17 protein-coding genes are annotated in these 17,316 nt (G+C 71.8%); 11 read left to right on the top strand and 6 right to left on the bottom strand.

Annotation, left to right across the window (positions count from 1 at the left end):
• The first annotated feature begins 46 nt into the window (after positions 1–46).
• On the top strand, positions 47–265 hold the full coding sequence (locus ABKA19_RS03690) for a hypothetical protein (RefSeq protein ID WP_353687706.1): 219 nt from the start codon (positions 47–49) through the stop codon (positions 263–265).
• A 72-nt stretch (positions 266–337) separates the two neighbouring features.
• Here the strand turns inward: ABKA19_RS03690 and ABKA19_RS03695 are convergent, their stop codons facing one another.
• Positions 338–1,504, bottom strand: a complete 1,167-nt coding sequence (locus ABKA19_RS03695) for a threonine aldolase family protein (RefSeq protein ID WP_353687707.1) — start codon at positions 1,502–1,504, stop codon at positions 338–340.
• 124 nt (positions 1,505–1,628) lie between these two features.
• Here ABKA19_RS03695 and ABKA19_RS03700 point away from each other — a divergent pair, with 124 nt between their 5' ends.
• From ABKA19_RS03700 to ABKA19_RS03725, 6 genes are all read left to right on the top strand, one after another.
• Positions 1,629–1,913, top strand: a complete 285-nt coding sequence (locus ABKA19_RS03700; RefSeq protein ID WP_353687708.1) for a hypothetical protein — start codon at positions 1,629–1,631, stop codon at positions 1,911–1,913.
• Between the two features lie 215 nt (positions 1,914–2,128).
• Positions 2,129–2,362, top strand: coding sequence for a putative cation transport regulator ChaB (gene chaB, locus ABKA19_RS03705; protein ID WP_353687709.1), 234 nt, complete (start codon positions 2,129–2,131; stop codon positions 2,360–2,362).
• Between the two features lie 54 nt (positions 2,363–2,416).
• A complete protein-coding gene (locus tag ABKA19_RS03710) occupies positions 2,417–2,830 on the top strand; it encodes a CBS domain-containing protein (protein WP_353687710.1) in 414 nt (137 codons plus the stop codon).
• Between the two features lie 136 nt (positions 2,831–2,966).
• Entirely contained in the window at positions 2,967–3,185 is a 219-nt protein-coding gene (locus ABKA19_RS03715) for a DUF4287 domain-containing protein (protein WP_353687711.1), read from the top strand.
• The gene (locus ABKA19_RS03720) at positions 3,182–3,823 is read left to right on the top strand and encodes a glutathione S-transferase family protein (protein WP_353687712.1); all 642 of its coding nucleotides are present in this window, start codon (positions 3,182–3,184) and stop codon (positions 3,821–3,823) included. The genes ABKA19_RS03715 and ABKA19_RS03720 overlap by 4 nt, the downstream gene beginning before the upstream one ends.
• Before the next feature lie 216 nt (positions 3,824–4,039).
• The gene (locus ABKA19_RS03725) at positions 4,040–5,317 is read left to right on the top strand and encodes an aminopeptidase (RefSeq protein ID WP_353687713.1); all 1,278 of its coding nucleotides are present in this window, start codon (positions 4,040–4,042) and stop codon (positions 5,315–5,317) included.
• Positions 5,318–5,396: 79 nt separating this feature from the next.
• Here ABKA19_RS03725 and ABKA19_RS03730 read toward each other — a convergent pair whose 3' ends face one another.
• Positions 5,397–6,254: a class I SAM-dependent methyltransferase gene (locus ABKA19_RS03730; protein ID WP_353687714.1), complete on the bottom strand. Its 858-nt coding sequence runs from the start codon at positions 6,252–6,254 to the stop codon at positions 5,397–5,399.
• Between the two features lie 107 nt (positions 6,255–6,361).
• On the opposite strand from ABKA19_RS03730, the gene ABKA19_RS03735 reads away from it, so the two are divergent.
• Together ABKA19_RS03735 and ABKA19_RS03740 are read left to right on the top strand one after the other, a co-directional pair.
• Positions 6,362–7,105 carry a hypothetical protein gene (locus ABKA19_RS03735; protein ID WP_353687715.1) on the top strand — a complete coding sequence of 248 codons (744 nt, stop codon included), beginning with the start codon at positions 6,362–6,364 and terminating at the stop codon, positions 7,103–7,105.
• A 274-nt stretch (positions 7,106–7,379) separates the two neighbouring features.
• Positions 7,380–10,055, top strand: a complete 2,676-nt coding sequence (locus tag ABKA19_RS03740) for a bifunctional diguanylate cyclase/phosphodiesterase (protein ID WP_353687716.1) — start codon at positions 7,380–7,382, stop codon at positions 10,053–10,055.
• Positions 10,056–10,096: 41 nt separating this feature from the next.
• On the opposite strand, the gene ABKA19_RS03745 is transcribed toward ABKA19_RS03740, so the two are convergent.
• The 3 genes from ABKA19_RS03745 to ABKA19_RS03755 form a co-directional block, all read right to left on the bottom strand.
• Complete coding sequence (locus ABKA19_RS03745) at positions 10,097–12,571, bottom strand: glycoside hydrolase family 9 protein (protein ID WP_353687717.1); 2,475 nt, start codon at positions 12,569–12,571, stop codon at positions 10,097–10,099.
• Between the two features lie 282 nt (positions 12,572–12,853).
• Positions 12,854–13,510 carry a glutathione S-transferase family protein gene (locus tag ABKA19_RS03750; protein ID WP_353687718.1) on the bottom strand — a complete coding sequence of 219 codons (657 nt, stop codon included), beginning with the start codon at positions 13,508–13,510 and terminating at the stop codon, positions 12,854–12,856.
• A gap of 60 nt (positions 13,511–13,570) precedes the next feature.
• The gene (locus ABKA19_RS03755; protein ID WP_353687719.1) at positions 13,571–14,176 is read right to left on the bottom strand and encodes an acyl carrier protein phosphodiesterase; all 606 of its coding nucleotides are present in this window, start codon (positions 14,174–14,176) and stop codon (positions 13,571–13,573) included.
• A gap of 112 nt (positions 14,177–14,288) precedes the next feature.
• On the opposite strand from ABKA19_RS03755, the gene ABKA19_RS03760 reads away from it, so the two are divergent.
• On the top strand, positions 14,289–15,026 hold the full coding sequence (locus ABKA19_RS03760) for a DNA-formamidopyrimidine glycosylase family protein (RefSeq protein ID WP_353687720.1): 738 nt from the start codon (positions 14,289–14,291) through the stop codon (positions 15,024–15,026).
• Between the two features lie 62 nt (positions 15,027–15,088).
• On the opposite strand, the gene ABKA19_RS03765 is transcribed toward ABKA19_RS03760, so the two are convergent.
• Positions 15,089–15,658 (bottom strand): dihydrofolate reductase family protein, encoded by a 570-nt coding sequence (locus tag ABKA19_RS03765; RefSeq protein ID WP_353687721.1) that lies wholly within the window; start codon positions 15,656–15,658, stop codon positions 15,089–15,091.
• Positions 15,659–15,941: 283 nt separating this feature from the next.
• Between ABKA19_RS03765 and ABKA19_RS03770 the strand changes: the two genes are divergently transcribed.
• Positions 15,942–17,171, top strand: coding sequence for an MFS transporter (locus tag ABKA19_RS03770; protein ID WP_353687722.1), 1,230 nt, complete (start codon positions 15,942–15,944; stop codon positions 17,169–17,171).
• The last annotated feature ends 145 nt before the right edge of the window (positions 17,172–17,316 follow it).

Genomic DNA, 17,316 nt, shown 5'->3' on the forward strand with positions numbered 1-17,316 from the left:
GGCGCGTGCGCGAGATCGCCCTGGCAACAGTAGCTGGAGAGCCATCATGGCAACGCGGGTGCAGAAGAAGCGCGTGTCGATCGAGCTGGGCGACGGCGTCTTCATCGATGTCGACGTCAAGCCTGTACTGAGCGGCACCAGCGTGCCCAAGCCGCCGCCGAAGAAGGTGGCGCGGGTGGTGGTCAACGTGGGCGACCACGGCGACTGGAAGTCGATGCAGCTGGGGCTGGACATCGAGGTGTCCGTGGCGCACCGGAAGGGCTGATCGCCGGCCCGCCGACCGCTTCGCCGGCAGCGCGGAATGCCGGCGGAGCGGTGCGGCGCCGGCGGCGGGCCGTCAGCCGCCGAGCGAGTCGAGCAGGCGCCGCGCCAGTTCCGCCGGCGGCAGCCGCAGCAGCGTCGGGTTCACCTGCACCGGGAACTCGCCGGTATCCGGATGCGGCCACCCCAGCACGATGCCGCGTCCGCCCGCGCGTTCGGCCACCAGCTCCGGAGCGACGCCGGTGACCGAGAGGAAGAAGCGGCTGCTGCCATCGGGCAGCCGGCGCGCGCGGAACCTGCCGCTGGCCTCGAGGTGGGCGACCAGTTCGTCCGCCGCGCGCCAGGCGCGTGCGTAGTCGTCCTCGAAGCGCGTCGCGTACGTCTCCACCAGCGCCACCTGGGGCCAGGCCGAGGGCAGGGCGCCACCGAACATCCGCCGCTGGTGGAACAGGCCATCGATGAACGCCTCGCTGCCGGCGAGGATCGCGCCGCCGGCGCCGTTGAAGTTCTTCCACAGCGAGACGTAGACGCTGTCGAACAGCGCCGCGTACGCCGTCACCGGTCGTCCCGAGTGCAGCGGCAGGGTGAACAGGCGGGCGCCGTCCAGGTGCAGGCGGATGCCCTGCTCGCGGGCGTAGGCGCTGATCCGCTCGAGTTCGCCGAAATCGGCCATGGCATGGTCGCGGCGGCGGACCGGGGTTTCGATCGCGATCACGCCCACCTCGTTGCGCACGCGGCCGCCGCGCGAACGCTCCACCCAGGGCTGCACGTCGGCCAGCCGCAGCGTGGCCTGTCCCGGCGCCAGCGGCACCAGGTTCAGTCCGCTGAGCGCCTGCGCGCCATCGCCGCTGTCGTTGTAGAGGTGGCTTTCGGCCTGGACGAGCACGCGCCGGTCATCGCCGGCGAGGCGGCGCACGGCCAGGTGGTTGGCGAGCGTGCCGGTGGGCACGTACATCGCCGCCGGCTTGCCGAGCAGCTCGGCGAACAGGGCCTCGAGCCGGCCGATGACGCCGCCGCGCGAGTAGTTGTCGGCATCGACCGCCCCGGCAGCGACGACCTGCCGCAGCTGCGCGGCGTACTCGCCCGGATCCAGGCCCAGCCCGTCGGATACCAGGTCGATGCGCAGGAGCGGATCGTGCAGCGGGTCGGTCGATCCGGGCGGCCTCGCCGCAGCACCGTTGGCCGGCCACATCGGCGCGGCCATCGCCAGTCCGCCCGCGGCCAGGAAATTCCGTCGATCCACGCCAGCCCCCGTGCAGATGAGCGGTCGATGCTGGCGGCGGGGCCGCCTGGCTGTCAAACCGCCGTGCAGGAGGGGCGCCCGGATGGCAAGATGCCGGCGGGGAACCGGACACAGGACGTGGACGATGACTGCAGAAGCCGATCCGCTGGCCCGCTGGGCGAAGATCCGCCGTGGCGGGGCACTCCGCTACATCCTGCTGCGCGGGGTGCTGGGCTGGGGGCTATCGGCGGCGCTCGTCTATTCGCTGGTGATGTGGGCCGCTACGGGTGCGAACCTTCGGCTCCTGCTTCCGGCGTCGATGGTGATCTTCCCGATCGGCGGCGTGTTGTGGGGCGCGGCGATGTGGTGGTTCCTGGAGCGGCGTTACCAGCGCGAGGCCCGACTCGAGGCAACTTCCGAAGAGGAGTAGCCGCGCCGGACGACTGCGGCGCGGGCCGCCTGGTCCAGGCGCCGGCGTGCCCGCCGCTGCCAGCGATCACGCCGGTTGGCCGCGCGGCAATCCGGCCCGCATGCCCGTGCCGCCCCTCGACGGCACCGCCTTAACCTCGGCCATGCACCGCGTTGCCGGCGGCTTAATCCGTTCTCGGACAGGCTGGCATTCCACTCGATCGAAGAGGCGCCGCCATGCCTTACCGCACTGTGTCCGAACTGCCGGGGTCGGTCCGCGACCACGTGCCCGAGCACGCCCAGGAAATCTACAAGGAGGCCTTCAACAGCGCCTGGGACCAGTACAAGGACCCTGACGACCGGCGCGGCGACGCGTCGCGCGAGGAGGTATCCCACCGCGTGGCCTGGGCGGCCGTGAAGGAGAAGTACGAGAAGGGCGCCGACGGCGACTGGCACGCCAAGCGCCACTGACCTCGACGGTATGCCCACCTGCGCCATCCACCCCCGCACACCAGGAGAAGTCCGATGCGTATCAGTGAAGTGATGAGTACCGATGTCTGCGTGGTCGCCCCCGACACCACCCTGCGGGAGGCCGCCGGCCTGATGGCCTCGCACGATGTCGGCAGCCTGCCGGTCGGCGAGGGCGATCGCCTGGTCGGGTTCCTGACCGACCGCGACATCGTCCTGCGCGCCGTCGCCGGCGGCCACGGGCCGGAGGTGGCCGTGCGCCAGGTGATGTCGCCGGACGTGAAGTACTGTTTCGAGGACGACGACATCGACGACGTCGCCGCGAACATGGCGGCGCTGGAGATGCGCCGGCTGCCGGTGGTCGATCGCGACAAGCGCCTGGTCGGCATCGTTTCGCTGGCCAACTTCGCCCACAGCCGCGATCCGGCCGCCTCCCAGGAACTGCTGCGCGGCGTCGCCCGGCCGCACTGACCTCCCGGCTTCGCAAGTGGACCCCGGTTGGCCGGCCGACCGGGGTTCCTCCGGTGCGCGGAGTGCGGAGCGACGCGTGTCGAAACGGGCGCCTGCGGTACGTCGTGGTCAAGAATCCACGAATGGAACGCCGCACATGGATGCCAGCGCCAGACCGAAGGGCCCCGCCTCGTACTTCCCCTCCATCGAGAAGACCTACGGCCATCCGGTGTCGCACTGGTTCGCCGTGCTGGACAAGGCCGCCGGGCTGAAGCACGTCGAACAGGTCGCGCTGCTCAAGGGCGAGCACGGCCTGGGCCACGGCCATGCCAACGCGCTGGTGGCCTACCACCGCGCCCGCGATCGCGTCGCATGAAGCTGCTCTACAGCCGCAACCCGAATCCGCGCCTGGCCGTCGCCGTCGCCCGCCAGGTCTCGGCACCGGTGCAGTTCGAGTTCGCCGCGCCGCTCGCCCCGGGCCAGGCCGAGCGCTACCGGCCGCTCAATCCGTGCCTGCGCCTGCCGATCCTGGTGCTGCCTGGGGGCGGCAGCCTGTGGGAGGCCGACGCGATCGCCTGCCGGTTGTCGCAGGCGGCGAAGTCGGACTTCTGGCGTACCGGCGCCGCTGAGCCGTCGATGATCCAGTGGCTGAGCTGGGGCAAGGAGAACTTCGTGCGCGCCTGCGAAATGGTCCAGTTCGAACGCGTGACCAAGCAGCGCTACCGGCTGGGGCCGGTGGACGCCACCAGGGTCGACGAAGGCCTGCAGCGTTTCGCCGAAAGTGCGGAAATCCTCGACGCCCAACTGGCGATGCGGCCGTGGCTGTGCGGCGACATCCTCTCGTACGCGGATTTCCGCATGGCCAGCTTCCTGCCGCATCACGCGCTGGCGGGTTTGCCGCTGGGCGACTGGCCGTCGATCGCGCGCTGGTACGAAGGCATCGAGGCGCTGGAAGCGTGGCGCGATCCGTTCCGCGGTCTCGAGGCGCCGGAGTTGCCCGACGTGCCGCGCTGAAACCGCGGCGCCATGCTGTGGCCGGCGACCACGAATGCCGGCGTGCGCGCATGCGCACGCCTCGATGGGATGCCGCCACGCCGCGCACGCAGGCCGGATTGGCCGGAATTTCCGGGTCTTCCGTTGCGCAACGGGCGCCGATGAACGGTCGGTCCGGGCGTTCCACGCGACCGTAGGATCGGCACCTGCCAATGCGGCAGTGACGGAGAAGCCATGATGAAGCGCGCATTGCATGCCGCCCTGGTGGTGGCGACGTTCTGTTCGCTGGCCGCGTGCCAGCGCCCCGCGGAGCAGGAGGCGGCGACGCCCGCACCGGAGCAGTCGGCCGCTGCCGCCACGCCGGAAGCAGCCGGTGCGGCGGCCAGCACGGCGGCCCCCGCGCCGCCGGTCGACCTGGAGGCATTGGCCAAGCGCATCGTCACGCAGAGCGCGGGCGTGAAGGAGGGCGAGGCGGTGCTGATCACCGGTCGCCTGCAGGATGCCGAGCTGATGGAGGACCTGGCGGTGGAAGTGGCCCGGGTCGGCGGCTTCCCGATGATCGAGTACGGCAGCGACCGGCTGAGCAAGCGGCTGTTCTTCGATGTCCCCGAGAAGTACGACGCGCGCCAGGACGCGCTCGTCGCCAAGCTGGTCGACGCGGTCGACGTCGTCATCAGCCTCGGCAACGGCACCAGCGAGAACCTGTTCGAAGGCGCCGACCCCAAGCGCGTGGCCGCGCGCGCCAAGGCGAACGAAGCGGTGGCCGAGGCGATGTTCAAGCGCGGCGTGCGCCTGGTCGAGCTGGGCAACAACCTCTATCCCACGGCCTGGCGCGCCGAGCGCTTCGGCATGGACCAGGACGCGCTGGCGCGCATGTTCTGGGAGGGCGTGAGCATGGACTACACCGAGCTGCAGAAGCGCGGTGCCGAGATCCGCGCCGCGCTCGCCGCCGGCAACGTGGTCCACGTGACCAATCCCAACGGCACCGACCTGACCTTCCGCATCCAGGGGCGCAAGGTCGGCGTGAGCGACGGCATCATCTCCGAGGAGGACGTCAGGGAGGGCGGGGCGGCCGTGTCGGTCTACCTGCCCGCCGGCGACGTGTACACCACGCCGGTGCCCGGCAGCGCGCAGGGCACCCTGGTCGACACCGGCGGCAGCTTCCGCGGCAAGAAGATCGACAGGCTCGCCCTCACCATCGCCGACGGCAAGGTCACCGCGATGGAAGGCAGCGGCCCGGGCTATGCGGACCTGAAGGCGATGTACGACGCCTCCGACGATCCGCGCAAGGCCGAGTTCTCGTTCCTCAACCTCGGCATCAACCCGGCGGTGAAGCTGGGGCAGGGCAGTGCCGGCAGCTGGGTGCCGGCCGGCGCGGTGACCGTGGGCACCGGCGCCAATGCCTGGGCCGGTGGCGACAACCACTCCGGCATGGGCCAGACCGTGTTCCTGCCCGGCAGTACGGTGACCCTGGACGACAAGCCGATCGTCGAGAACGGCGAGCTGAAACTGTAGCGGGCTGGCCGTCCGCCCCCGTCGCGACGCGGCGGGGGCGCAGGCGCGGATGGCCCCGGCGATCCGCGGTGCCCGCCGCTCAGCGGCGCACGCCCAGCACGCCGTCCAGCGCAAGCTGCACCCGGAACCCCGCTTTCTCCAGCCGCCGGGCGACCTCGCGCGGCACGTCGCGTCCGCTGGTCAGGCGGTTGGGGCTGCCGGTGTAGTGGAACAGCGTGCCGCCACGCCGCAGGACCCGCGCCAGCTGGTCGTAGAAGGCCTGCGAGTACAGCTCGCCGGCGATGCCGAAGCGCGGCGGGTCGTGCAGCAGCGCATCGACCGTGCCGTCACCGAGCGCGGCGATCTCCCGGGCGACGTCGCCGTGCCGCAATTCCAGGCGTCCGCCCGACGATGCCGCCTCCGGATCCGGCGACCACGGGTTGAGCGTGCGCAGCCACAGGACGCTGGGATTCTTCTCGAACGAGACGATCCGCGTCGCGCCCGCTTCCAGGCAGCAGGCGGCAAAGTACCCCAGGCCGCCGCAGGTATCGAGCACGACCTTGCCGCGCGGCTCCACCAGCGCGACCTTGCGCCGGGCATCGTCCAGCGGCGATTCCCTGGAGGTCGGCAGCATCTTGATGCCGTCGATCTCGAACGTGGGCACGTCCCATTCCGTCGGCACCAGCTTGATCAGCGAACCGGCGTAGCGGGCGGCCGGCGCCCAGTCCTCGCCGTCGAACCAGTAGATCGTGCGGTCCTTGAGCGCGCCCGGCCACGGATAGGTCGCGCCGCGCCAGCGCCAGTGGTCCGGCCCCAGGGCGGCCGTATCCACGCTGCGGCCCAGGTCGAGCGAGCCGGTCCACTCGGGATGGCCGGACTCGCGCGCGGCCAGCAGCGCGTGGGCGCTTTCGCGCAACAGCAGTGGACCGGTGTAGTGGGGCACGGGCGCGGGCGGCAACCAGGGCCGGGCATCGTAACCGACCGGGCTCCGCCTCCTGCCGTGAGGCGGCCTTCATCCCGCCCGGCCTACGCTGCCGCTTCCGGATCGATGGAGCTGGCGTGGCGATGGATTTCCTCCCGGGCACCGCAGGCATCGTCCTGCTGCTGGCCTCGCAGTGGTCCCATGCCGCGCCCGCCGTCCCCGGCGCTTGCTTCGACGCGGCGGCGGCGAGCCTGCCGGTGCAGGCAGGCGAAGCCTTGGACCGTATCGAAGGGCAGGGCCGCCAGCTGCTGGCGGTGCGCAGCTACCTGCGTGCCGCCGACCTCGCCGGGCAGTGGAGCTGGAGCCAGGAACGGATCGAGGCGTACGAGGGATCGGCCGCACAACGCGCCGCCCATGCCGACGTGGCCCGGGTGCAGGCGGCGTTCGCCGCGGCCAATCCCGGCTATGCGCTGCATGTGAACCTCCAGGTGCGCAGCCTGGACGAGCAGGTGCGCAAGTGGAACGGCAACGCCTCCGTGGGCGCTGCCGCCGACGCGCTGCTGCGGGCGGCGACCCGCGCCTGCAGGCCTGGCCGCGAAGCGCTGTTCGAGCGCTGGCTGCGCAGCTGGCGGCCGCCGGCCGCGGTCAACCTGGCCGCGCCGGGACTGTCGTCGCATGGCCAGGCGCTGGCCTACGATTTCCAGGTGGTGCAGGGCGACACCCTGGTCGCCGGCACCGACAGCCGCAGCGTGCAGTCGCGCTGGATCGCCGACGGCTGGGCCGCGCGCCTGGCCGCGGCGGTACGCGAGTCCGGCGCCAGCCTCAGCGGCCCGCTGCGCCGGCCGGATGAGCCCTGGCACTACCGCTACGAGCCGTCGTCGCCCTGAGCGAGGCGGCCGTGTCGTTCCACCGCCCCGGACGGCACGTGAGCGCGCAGGCGTGCCCGGCCGGCGGAGCGGCGGGGCGGGCCGGCTTCGCCGTGCCAGGCCCGCTGCGACCGTGGCGCGTGGCGCCGCGGCCCGGCCCGATAACGCCGCCCGGTTCAAGAATCCAGCGGAGCGACCGACCTTGTAACAGAATGGGCGCCAGCCGCCCGGACGCGACGCGGGGCCGATGCTCCCCGTGCGACCGGCACCGGCCGCCCGGCCGTAGAGGATCCGCATGCCTTTCCAGGACCACATCCAGGCCGCGCCGGAGGCAAGCCCCGGCGATCGCCTGCGTGCGTCCCCGGCCTGGGCGTTGCTGGTGCTGGTGGTCGGCCTGCTGTTCACCGCCGAGCTCGCCCGGCGCGAATGGCGGGCCGCGCAGCACCGCGCCGAGGTGATGCAGCAGTCGCTGGCCGATGCCGCCCAGGCGCGCGCGCAGGCGCCGCTGGACGCGGCCGCACAGGCGTTGCGGGCCATGCAGACCGTGTTCCTGTCCAACGACCACATGGACCAGGCGCTGTTCGCCCAGTACCAGGCCAACCTGCGCACCCGCGAGCGGGTGCCGGGGCTGGTGGCCGTGGTGTTCGCGCGGCGCGACCCGGCGGCCGGTGCGCGCGGCCATGTCGGCTACCGCTACGAGTTCGCCGCGCCGCTGCGCGGCAACGAGATGCTGGTCGGGCTGGACATCGCCACCCAGCCCCGCAACCTGGTCGCCCTGCACCGCGCACGCGATGCCGATGCGCCCTCGATCTCCGCGCCCTTTCCGCTGCTGCAGTTCAGCGGCGGCGCTGCCGCCCGCGGGGTCACCGTGCGCCTGCCGGTGTACTCGCGCGGACCGAGCCCGCTGACGCTGGAACAGCGCCGCGCGCGGGAAATAGGCGCACTGGCGATCAGCCTGCGGTTGGAGCCGATGCTGCGGCAGGCGTTGCAGGGCCAGATCCTCGACCACCTGCACGTGCACATCCGTGACCTGGGGGCCGAACCCGGGCAGGACGAGGTGTTCGCCACCGCGCCGGTGCCGGCGGCCGGCGCCGCCTTGCAGGTCCGCCGGGTCGACTTCGGCGGCCGCCGCTGGGAACTGACGACCTGGCCGCGTTCGGCGGCGGTCGACACCGCCCGGTTGCACCTGATCGTCGCCACCGGCATCGCGATCAGCGTGCTGCTGTCGCTGCTTTTGCTGTCGCAGGCCACCACCCATCGCCGCGCGGTCGAGCTGGGCCGGCGCATGTATGCGCGCTTCGGCGAGAGCGAGGCGCGCTTCCGCGTGCTCAACGAACTGCTGCCGGCGCTGGTGTTGCTGGCCGATGCCCGCGACGGGCGCATCGCCTATGCCAACCAGGTCGCACGCGAACGCCTGGGCCGGGTCGCCGGCACGCCGCTGGTGTCGCTGTTCGCCAATCCGCTGCTCGGTGGCCAGGCGATGGCCGAAGCCACCACCGGCGGCACCTGGGCAAGCCAGGAGGCACTGGTGCTGGCAGCCGACGGCGAGGCGTTCTGGGCCAGCGCGTCGCTGGCGCAGGTCGAGGTCGACGGTGCGCCTTACCTGCTGATGGTGGCCAGCGACACCAGCGAACAGCGCGAACTCACCGAGCGGCTGCGCTACCAGGCCGCGCACGACGGCCTGACCGAGCTGTGCAACCGGCGCGAGTTCGAGCGCCGCCTGCAGGAGGCGCTGGAGCTGCGCCAGGGGCGCGCCGACGCGGCGCCTTTCGCGCTGCTGTACATCGACCTGGACCAGTTCAAGCTGATCAACGACGTCTCCGGGCACATGGCCGGCGACCAGCTGCTGGTGCAGCTGGTGCATGCGATGCGCGCACGCCTGCGTCCCGGCGACCTGCTGGCGCGGCTGGGCGGCGACGAGTTCGGGCTGCTGGCATTCGATGTCGATGCCACGCAGGCGCTGGCATTGGCCGAGGGCCTGCGCCAGTGCATCGAAGGAGTGATGTTCGTCTGGCAGGAGCGGACCTACGCGGTCAGCGCGAGCATCGGCATGGTCATGGTCGACCGCGACGGCTGCACGCTCAAGGACCTTCTGGCGTGGGCCGACAGCGCCTGCTACCAGGCCAAGGAAAGCGGCCGCAACCGCGTCTGCGCGTACCGCGAGGACGAGGACACCAGCCGCCGCCGCAGCGAGATGGAGTGGGCCAACCGGCTGCGCTGGGCGCTGGAGCAGGATCGCCTGCTGCTCGACTACCAGGAGGTGGTGCCGCTGGTGCCTGCGCCCGATGGCGCGATCCACATCGAGCTGCTGCTGCGCCTGCGCGAGGAGGACGGCACCGTGTTCCTGCCCGGCGCCTTCATCCCGGCGGCCGAGCGCTACGGGCTGATGCCGCTGGTGGACCGCTGGGTGATCCGCACCGCGCTGTCGAACTTCGCCCGGCTGCATCCCTGCGGCGACGCGCTGCGCACCTGCGCGATCAACCTGTCCGGGGCGAGCATCGAGGACGAGGGCCTGGCCGATTTCATCCTCGACACCATCGAAGAGTTCGAGGTACCCGCCGCGAGGATCTGCCTGGAGATCACCGAGACCGTGGCGGTGCGCAACCTGCTGCGGGTGGTGCGGGTGATCGAGCGCCTGCGCGCGGCCGGCTGCCGCATCGCGCTGGATGATTTCGGCGCCGGCATGTCCTCGTTCGGCTACCTCAAGAACCTGCCGGTGGACGTGATCAAGATCGACGGCAGTTTCGTCCGCGACCTCGGCAGCGACCCGATGAGCCGGGCGATCGTCAATGCGGTGGCCCAGATCGGCCACCAGCGCGGGCTGAAGGTGGTGGCCGAATGGGTCGATGGCGAGCACACCCTGGCGGTGCTGCGCGAGCTGGGCGTGGACTACGGCCAGGGCTTCGTGCTGCACCGGCCGCAGCGGGTGCTGTTCCAGCGGCCGGACGATCCACGGCGGCGGGTGGCGTAGGGGCGGAACCCGCGTCGCGCGCCCGCCCGTGCGGCCTTGCGCTAGCGCTCCTGCAGCAGCGCCTGCGCCGCGTGCACCAGGAACAGGTAGCGCGCGCCCAGGTCGATCACGTACTCGTTCTGCCCCCACAGGAACGGCCAGTCGTTCTTGTTCTCGGGGAAGTCGGGCTTGAGCACCAGCACGCCCGGGACCACGCCGCCGGCGATGAAGCTGAAGTCGGCGCGGTTGCTGCCGTAGGCCACGGTCTTGGACTGCGCGCCGACCGCGGAGACGAACGAGAGGTTCGAGTCCGGGTGGGTGCCGTAGAGGTAGTTCAGGCCCTGCAGCGTGTCCTCGATGTCGAACAGGTCGGGAAACGCGGTATGCAGCCAGTAGTTGGTGGTGGCCATGCCCACCACCGCGCTGTTGCCGGCCCAGCCGCCGCGGGTGATCAGGACGCCATAGGGATTGTCGGCGACCATCGCCGCGCGCTCCTCCTTGAACTTCACCGCGCGCTCGCGGAATTTCGCCCGGAACGCATCGTCCATCTCCGGCAGCACGCGCACCACCGCGCCAGCATTGAAGCCGAAGCGCGCGTCGATCTCCGGCCACAGCGCGGCGACGGCCTGCGCGTACTGGGCCTCGCCGGTGGCCAGCAGCAGCTGCACGGCCGCGCGCAGCTGCTCGTCCTGCGGGTCGCCGCCGGTGGTGTTGCCGACCTTGAACAGGTTCGGCTCGCGGCCCTGCTCGAACGCCCACACCTTCCTCGCGGTGGCCAGGCTCTCGGCCGCCAGCACGGTGTCGTGACCGCCGAGCACGCGGCTGGCCGCGGCCAGCGCCGCCGCCGAGCCGTAGTTGAGGGCGGTGGTATTGCTGGTGAAGGCCAGGCGGTCGTCGTGGGGCGAATCCGGGTCGGACGGATCGTCGACCCGGCCATCGGTCTTGGTCACCGCGTCGCCCAGGTGTGTGTACTGGGCCAGGTCCGGCTCGACGATCCCGGGGATGGCGTGGCCGAACACGCGGTGCTGGGCGATCAGCATCAGCGTGCCGTGTTCGATCTGCTGCAGCAGGTCGGGCACGCCGTCGGGCCGGTGGATCTCCACGTGCCTGCGCGCCTGGTCGATCGTGGTCTCGTCGCGCCGCGGCCCGAACAACTCCCAGGTGTCGACCAGCGACATCACCGTGGAGTAGTGGGTCTGGGTGCGCAGGTCGAAGTCGCCGGCATCGAACCAGCCGCCGATCGCCAGGCCGGGGATGTGCTCGCCCGGCTGGAACGGCGAGTCCAGTTCCGGGCCCTGCCCGTACAGGTCGAAGTGCTCCTTGCCCGGCGCCACCTGGCGGGCGTCGTCCATGTGCGAGCGGCCGTGCCAGACCCGGTAGGCCTCGTTGACGAACATGTGGTCCATCTGCACCGGGAAGAACACGTCCAGGGTCGGATGCCAGGCCGTGGCATAGGCGTCGTCGGCGATGCGGAAGGCGGCGGTGCGCTGGCCGGCGGCCTCGATCTGGTACAGGCCCGGCTCGCGCACGTCGCTGAAATCGAAGGTGTAGTAGTCGTAGCGCAGGTACTGGCCCCAGCGCCGCGGGACGGCCGCGAGCGCCTCGCGGGCGTGGCCGTCGCCGTCCACCCGCAGCAGGCGGGCGTTGCCGGGCGCCGGTGCGTTGCGGTCCGTCTCCAGCACCGCGACCTTGCGCTGCGCCGGGTGGTAGCCCACCTGCGAATGGCCGATCACCGTTTCGCGCGTCCAGCCCGGCTCGGTGCTGGCCGAGAGGTGCCACTCCAGCACCGTGCCGGTCTTCCCCGAAGGCAGCAGCGAGCGCACCACGTACCAGCCGTTCTGCGCCTGGTTGCGGCCGTCGTACAGGCGCAGCTCGGCGCCGGGGGACTCGATCGACACGCGCCGCTGCGCATCCTCCGGCGCCAGCACCAGGCGGCGGCCGCTGGCCATGGGCAGGCGCACGGTGCCGCCGTCCTGGGCCCGTCCGCTCGGGCCGGACGGGTACAGCGGCAGCTGGCCGCCGCGGCCATCGGCGAGCCATGCCTTGCCGAAGTAGGCCGAGGGCAGGAACTCGAGGTTGAAGCCGGCCTTGCCGGCCAGGGCCTGCGGCAGCGGCCGGTCCAGCAGCACCTGGATCGCGACCCCGTCGCCGCGCGGGGCGACCCGCACCGAATATTCGAAATCCTCCGCGTCGAAGCGCATGCGCGTGGTCACCGCGCCGCTGGCGGGGTCGACCTTGCGCTCGAGCAGGGTGGCCGCCGCATCCCACTGCTCCGGCGTCGGCGCCAGCCGCACGTCGCCGTTGGTGGCGGTGCGCACGCCATGGTGGATCAGCTCGACGCCGGCGATCTTGGCGTCGCTGAAGTTGCCGTCATAGACGTTGCTGAAGGCCAGCACGTCCAGCCCCGGCTTGCTGAAGTAACCGGCCTCGCCCAGGCGCAGGCCGGTGCCGGCGTGGGCGGTCAGGCCGGCGCACAGGAGCGCGGCGGCGAGGACGGTGTGGCGGATGCGGCGGCTGCGCCGGTTCGGTCGGTTCATTGGATCCCCCGTGGTCAGTGTTAACGCTAACATCCGACGCGGCGAGGTCCAGCTTGCGGTGCAGCAAGGCGGGTGGAGACGCTGGGCGCACCACGAATGCGGGCCCGCGGGCCGTTACCCGACGGGTGGTCCAGGTGGGAGGCGGAACCGGCGCCGGCGCGCGATGGAAGCGGCCCCGGTGATCGGCGCACGCTTATCGGGCGGCCGCTGCCGAGGTGCGACGGCGGACCGGGCCCCGGATGCCGCCGCGCCCCTCACGATCGCCGCCATCGTGGCCGCGGTTCAGTCGCGGTCCGGCGCGCCCAGCGGGAAGTAGCCGCGGAACGGGCGGGCCTCGTCGACCGCGCGCGCGAACGGCGGCCACGCGAGCAGGCGCGCACGATAGCCGTGCACGCGCCGGAAGCCGTCCGGGATGCGGTGGGTCCAGTCGGCGTAGAACAGGAAGGGCGCCGCGCCGCAGTCGGCCAGGCTGGGCGCATCGCCGGCAGCCCAGCGGCGGCCGTCGGCCAGGTGCCGCTCCAGCCAGGCGTAGGCGGTGTCGAGCAGGCGCCGGGCTTCGACCACGCCGTAGGCGTCGCGCTCGTGCGACGGGCGCAGCGCATCGAACACGATCTTCTGCTGCGGCCGGGCGACGTAGTTGTCGAAGAAGCGGTCGAGCATGCGCACGCCGACGGACGCCATCGGGTCTTCCGGCAGCAGCTGGAGCGGACCGGGCCGGCGCACCTGCAGGTATTCGATGATCGTGGTCGCCTCGACCACCGTCCGCTCGCCGTCGACCAGGACCGGGAAGCGCTTGATCGGCCACAACACCTCCAGGTCGTGGCGGTGGGCCGCTTCCTCCAGGCTGCGGTACTCGAACGCGGTGTGGTTGGCGTAGAGGGCGACCAGCGCCTTCTGCGAGTAGGAGGAGAACGGGTGGGCGTAGAGGGCGAGGGTCATGGCCGGCTCGGCAGGATCTGATGGCGACGCGGAAACAAACGCGGAATCGAGCGGCCGCGGTCATCCGCCCGCGAGCGGCCCTTCGCGCCGCAGCGCCTGGACATGCCTGACCAGCTGCGGGAAGAAGGCCTCGAAGCCGCCGGCGATGGCCGCTTCGTGCGTGCGCAGGTCGTCGAGGCAGTCGACCAGGCGTTCGCCGTTGCGCGACAGGCGCGTGGCGATCCGGGTCACGGCCAGGTCGACGTTGGCCCGGTCCCGGTACGAACCCAGCCAGTCGTGCGCGGCGATCCGCGGGGCGATCGCGTGCAGGCGACCGGGCAGCTCGTCCAGGCGCGAGAGCAGGTAGCGGTAGAAGGGCGCGGTGAAGTCGTCCAGCGCCAGCTCGCTCCAGCGATCCCAGTCGCGGGCCAGGCAGTGGTCGTAGTACACGTCCAGGGCGATGCCGGCATACCGGCGCCGGCCTTCGCCGAACAGCGAACGCGCGCGGGCGACCTGCGGGTGGTCGTCGGTGTAGCGGTCGACCCTGCGGTGGACGAGGATCTCGCGGCGCACCACCGGGCTCCAGTCCGCCAGCGCGGCGGTGCCGAACACGAAGTCGCCCAGCAGCGCGCCGAGCATGGCTTCGTGATCCGGGCGGGCGAGATAGACGTGGGCGAGGTAGTTCATGGCAGCAGGCGGGGCGTGGCGCGGTTGCGGGCACAGTCTGTCACGTCCGCCGTGCCCGGCCGCGCAATGCCGGCTTGACGGCGGGCTCACCGCCGGCGCCGATACTGGGGCGGTGCCGGAAGGTCCGTCCATCGTCATCCTCAGGGAAGAAGCGGCCGGTTTCGCCGGCCGGCGCGTCGCCCACGTGCGCGGCAACAGCCGCGAGCCGATCCAGCGGATGGCCGGCTGCCGGCTGCGCGCGCTGCGCAGCTGGGGCAAGCATTTCCTGCTGGAGTTCGATGGCTTCAGCGTGCGCATCCACTTCATGCTGTTCGGCAGCTACCGCATCGACGAACGCAAGGAGGCCGCGCCGCGCCTGGCGCTGGATTTCGACGGCGGCGGCGAGATGAACTTCTATGCCTGCTCGGTGAAATTCATCGAGCAGCCGCTGGACGAGGTCTACGACTGGAGCGCCGACGTGATGAACGACGCCTGGGATCCGGCCCGGGCGCGGCGCAAGCTGCGTGCGCGGCCGCAGGCGCTGGCCGCCGACGCGCTGCTGGACCAGCAGGTGTTCTCCGGCGTCGGCAACATCATCAAGAACGAGGTCCTGCACCGGATCCGCGTGCACCCGGAAAGCCGCGTCGGCGCCCTGTCGGCGCGCAAGCTGGGCGAACTGGTGGCCCAGGCGCGCGAGTACAGTTTCGACTTCCTGCGCTGGAAGAAGGCCCATGTCCTGCGCAAGCACTACCAGGTGCATACCCGCACGGTCTGTCCGCGCGACGGCCAGCGCCTGGCCTACCGCAAGCACCTGGGGCTGGCCAGGCGGCGGGCGTTCTTCTGCGAGCGCTGCCAGCGGTTGTACGAATAGGGAGCCGCGGCGCGATCTGGTGCACGCAGGGCAGCCGTGCCCTGGCGCCGCCAGCCCGGCGTTCATGCCAAGGCGTGGTACTCCAGCACCGCCACGCCGCCGCCGAAACTCTCCACGCGCGCCAGCCGCCAGCGCCGGGGGGCCGTGCCCGGCGGTGCGAGCGGACGCCCCCCGCCCAGCAGCACCGGCACGACGCGCAGGCGCAGGATGTCCACTTCGCCGGCACCCAGCAGCGCATCGACCAGGGTGAGGCTGCCCCATATGACGAGGTCGCCGTCGATGCGTTCGCGCAGCCCGCGCACCGCGGCCACGCCGTCGCCCCCGAGCACGGTGGCCGACTGGTCCGCATCCCAGGGCGCAGCGGCCAGGGTGGAGGAGACCACGAACTTGGGCAGTTCGCGGATCGGCACCGCCACCGGTTCGGCCACCGGGTCGGCCTGCGGCCAGTAGTCGGCGAACATGCGGTAGGTACGCGCGCCGAAGACGATGGCGCCGACCGAGCGCAGCATCCGCAGCTGCTCCTGGTCGGTCGCCTCGAGCTCCTGCGCATCGAAGAAGAAGCCGATGCCACCCTGCGCATCCTCGACGTAGCCATCGATGCTGACGATCTGTTCGACGATCACCCTGCCCATCCGGCGCTCCCGTGCAGTCCAGGTCGGCCCTGCTTGTCGCTGGCCTCTACATGCACGACGCCCGGGCCGCCAGGCGATCGACACACCGGTCTGGGACGCGGGTGCCGGCAGCAACGGATGGCCGATGCGGTTCAGGCGATGCCGCGATGCCCGCAAGGTCGTGAACACCCGCGGGGAAGCGCGCCAAGCCCCGCGTGGCGGTCCCCGTCGTTGCATGAACAGGACGCCAGCGTGCTGCCCGCCGGCCTAGGCGAGCTTGCTGCATCGCAGCATAATGGCGGCCATGTCCGTTTCCCTCCCTGCCGCGCCCGCGGCCGCGCCGCCGTTGCCGATCAGCCGTGGCCGCTACACGCTGATCCTCGCCGCCCTGACCCTGGGCGGCTTCGCCATCGGCACCAGCGAATTCGCCGGCATGGGCCTGATGCCGAACATGGCCGCCGAGCTGGGCGTGAGCGAGCCGCAGGTCGGCCACCTGATCAGCGCCTATGCGCTGGGCGTGGTGGTCGGCGCGCCGCTGCTGGCGGTGCTGGGCGGGGCGATGAAGCGCAAGACCCTGTTGCTGGCGCTGATGGGCTTCTACGCGCTGGGCAACCTGGCCAGCGCGCTGGGGCCGGATTACGGCAGCCTGCTGCTGTTCCGCTTCATCGCCGGCCTGCCGCATGGCGCCTACTTCGGCGTGGCCGCGCTGACGGCGGTATCGATCAGCCGCCCGGAGGCGCGCGGCCGCGCGGTGAGCCTGGTGATGCTCGGCCTGACCCTGGCGATCCTGGTCGGCACGCCGCTGGCGACCTGGATGGGGCAGCTGGCCAGCTGGCGCTGGACCTTCGCGGCGGTGTCGCTGGTCTCGCTGGTGACCGTCTCGCTGATCGCCTTGGCCCTGCCGCATGCGGTGGACACAGGCGCGCGCGAACGCCCGCTGGACGAGCTGCGCGCCTTCAACCGGTTGCCGGTATGGCACGCGCTGCTGATCGGCGCGATCGGTTTTGCCGGCATGTTCTCGGTCTTCAGCTACCTGGCGCCGACCATGGTCCAGGTCACCGGCGTGGCTCCGGCCTGGATTCCGCTGGGCGTGGCCGGCTTCGGCCTGGGCGGGGTCATCGGCAACATCCTCGGCGGCTGGCTGTTCGACCGGCTGCAGTTCCGCGCGGTGCCGGTGGTGCTGGGCTGGGCGGTGGCGATGCTGCTGCTGTTCCCGCTGGCCGCGCACTGGCCGTGGAGCCTGCTGCTGGCCACGGTGTGCATCGGCATGATGGGCGCGCTCGGGCCGATCCTGCAGTCGCACCTGATGGACGTGGCCGATGGCGCGCAGACCCTGGCCGCGGCCTCGCACCACGCCGCGTTCAACACCGCCAACGCGCTGGGTCCCTGGCTTGGCGGCATGGCGATCACCGCCGGATTCGGCTGGACCTCCACCGGCTACGTCGGCGCCGCCACGGCGGTGGCGGGCCTGGCGATCTATGCCTGGGCCGCGCGCAGCCTGTCGCGCCGCCAGCGGACCTGCCCCGCCGTGTAGGAGCCGGGGAGACCGGACATGCGTCCGTGGAAAAGCGCCCGCGACCTGAAGCTGTAGTCGCAGGCGGTGCCCACACGCCCGGACGCCGAGTCATTCCCGTAGGGCGGGTATGCGATCCGCGGCTGGCCGCTCCGCCCGTCGCCAC

This window comes from Pseudoxanthomonas sp. Soil82, from assembly GCF_040446535.1.
In the GTDB taxonomy this organism is placed as follows: domain Bacteria; phylum Pseudomonadota; class Gammaproteobacteria; order Xanthomonadales; family Xanthomonadaceae; genus Pseudoxanthomonas; species Pseudoxanthomonas kaohsiungensis.

What these genes read in the sequence shown, in the direction of transcription:
- chaB (WP_353687709.1), top strand. Translation starts at nt 2,129, where the DNA reads ATGCCTTACCGCACTGTGTCCGAACTGCCGGGGTCGGTCCGCGACCAC.
- ABKA19_RS03735 (WP_353687715.1), top strand. Translation starts at nt 6,362, where the DNA reads ATGGATTTCCTCCCGGGCACCGCAGGCATCGTCCTGCTGCTGGCCTCG.
- ABKA19_RS03740 (WP_353687716.1), top strand. Translation starts at nt 7,380, where the DNA reads ATGCCTTTCCAGGACCACATCCAGGCCGCGCCGGAGGCAAGCCCCGGC.
- ABKA19_RS03720 (WP_353687712.1), top strand. Translation starts at nt 3,182, where the DNA reads ATGAAGCTGCTCTACAGCCGCAACCCGAATCCGCGCCTGGCCGTCGCC.
- ABKA19_RS03755 (WP_353687719.1), bottom strand. Translation starts at nt 14,176, where the DNA reads ATGAACTACCTCGCCCACGTCTATCTCGCCCGCCCGGATCACGAAGCC.
- ABKA19_RS03710 (WP_353687710.1), top strand. Translation starts at nt 2,417, where the DNA reads ATGCGTATCAGTGAAGTGATGAGTACCGATGTCTGCGTGGTCGCCCCC.
- ABKA19_RS03700 (WP_353687708.1), top strand. Translation starts at nt 1,629, where the DNA reads ATGACTGCAGAAGCCGATCCGCTGGCCCGCTGGGCGAAGATCCGCCGT.
- ABKA19_RS03745 (WP_353687717.1), bottom strand. Translation starts at nt 12,571, where the DNA reads ATGAACCGACCGAACCGGCGCAGCCGCCGCATCCGCCACACCGTCCTC.
- ABKA19_RS03770 (WP_353687722.1), top strand. Translation starts at nt 15,942, where the DNA reads ATGTCCGTTTCCCTCCCTGCCGCGCCCGCGGCCGCGCCGCCGTTGCCG.
- ABKA19_RS03750 (WP_353687718.1), bottom strand. Translation starts at nt 13,510, where the DNA reads ATGACCCTCGCCCTCTACGCCCACCCGTTCTCCTCCTACTCGCAGAAG.
- ABKA19_RS03765 (WP_353687721.1), bottom strand. Translation starts at nt 15,658, where the DNA reads ATGGGCAGGGTGATCGTCGAACAGATCGTCAGCATCGATGGCTACGTC.
- ABKA19_RS03690 (WP_353687706.1), top strand. Translation starts at nt 47, where the DNA reads ATGGCAACGCGGGTGCAGAAGAAGCGCGTGTCGATCGAGCTGGGCGAC.
- ABKA19_RS03715 (WP_353687711.1), top strand. Translation starts at nt 2,967, where the DNA reads ATGGATGCCAGCGCCAGACCGAAGGGCCCCGCCTCGTACTTCCCCTCC.
- ABKA19_RS03725 (WP_353687713.1), top strand. Translation starts at nt 4,040, where the DNA reads ATGAAGCGCGCATTGCATGCCGCCCTGGTGGTGGCGACGTTCTGTTCG.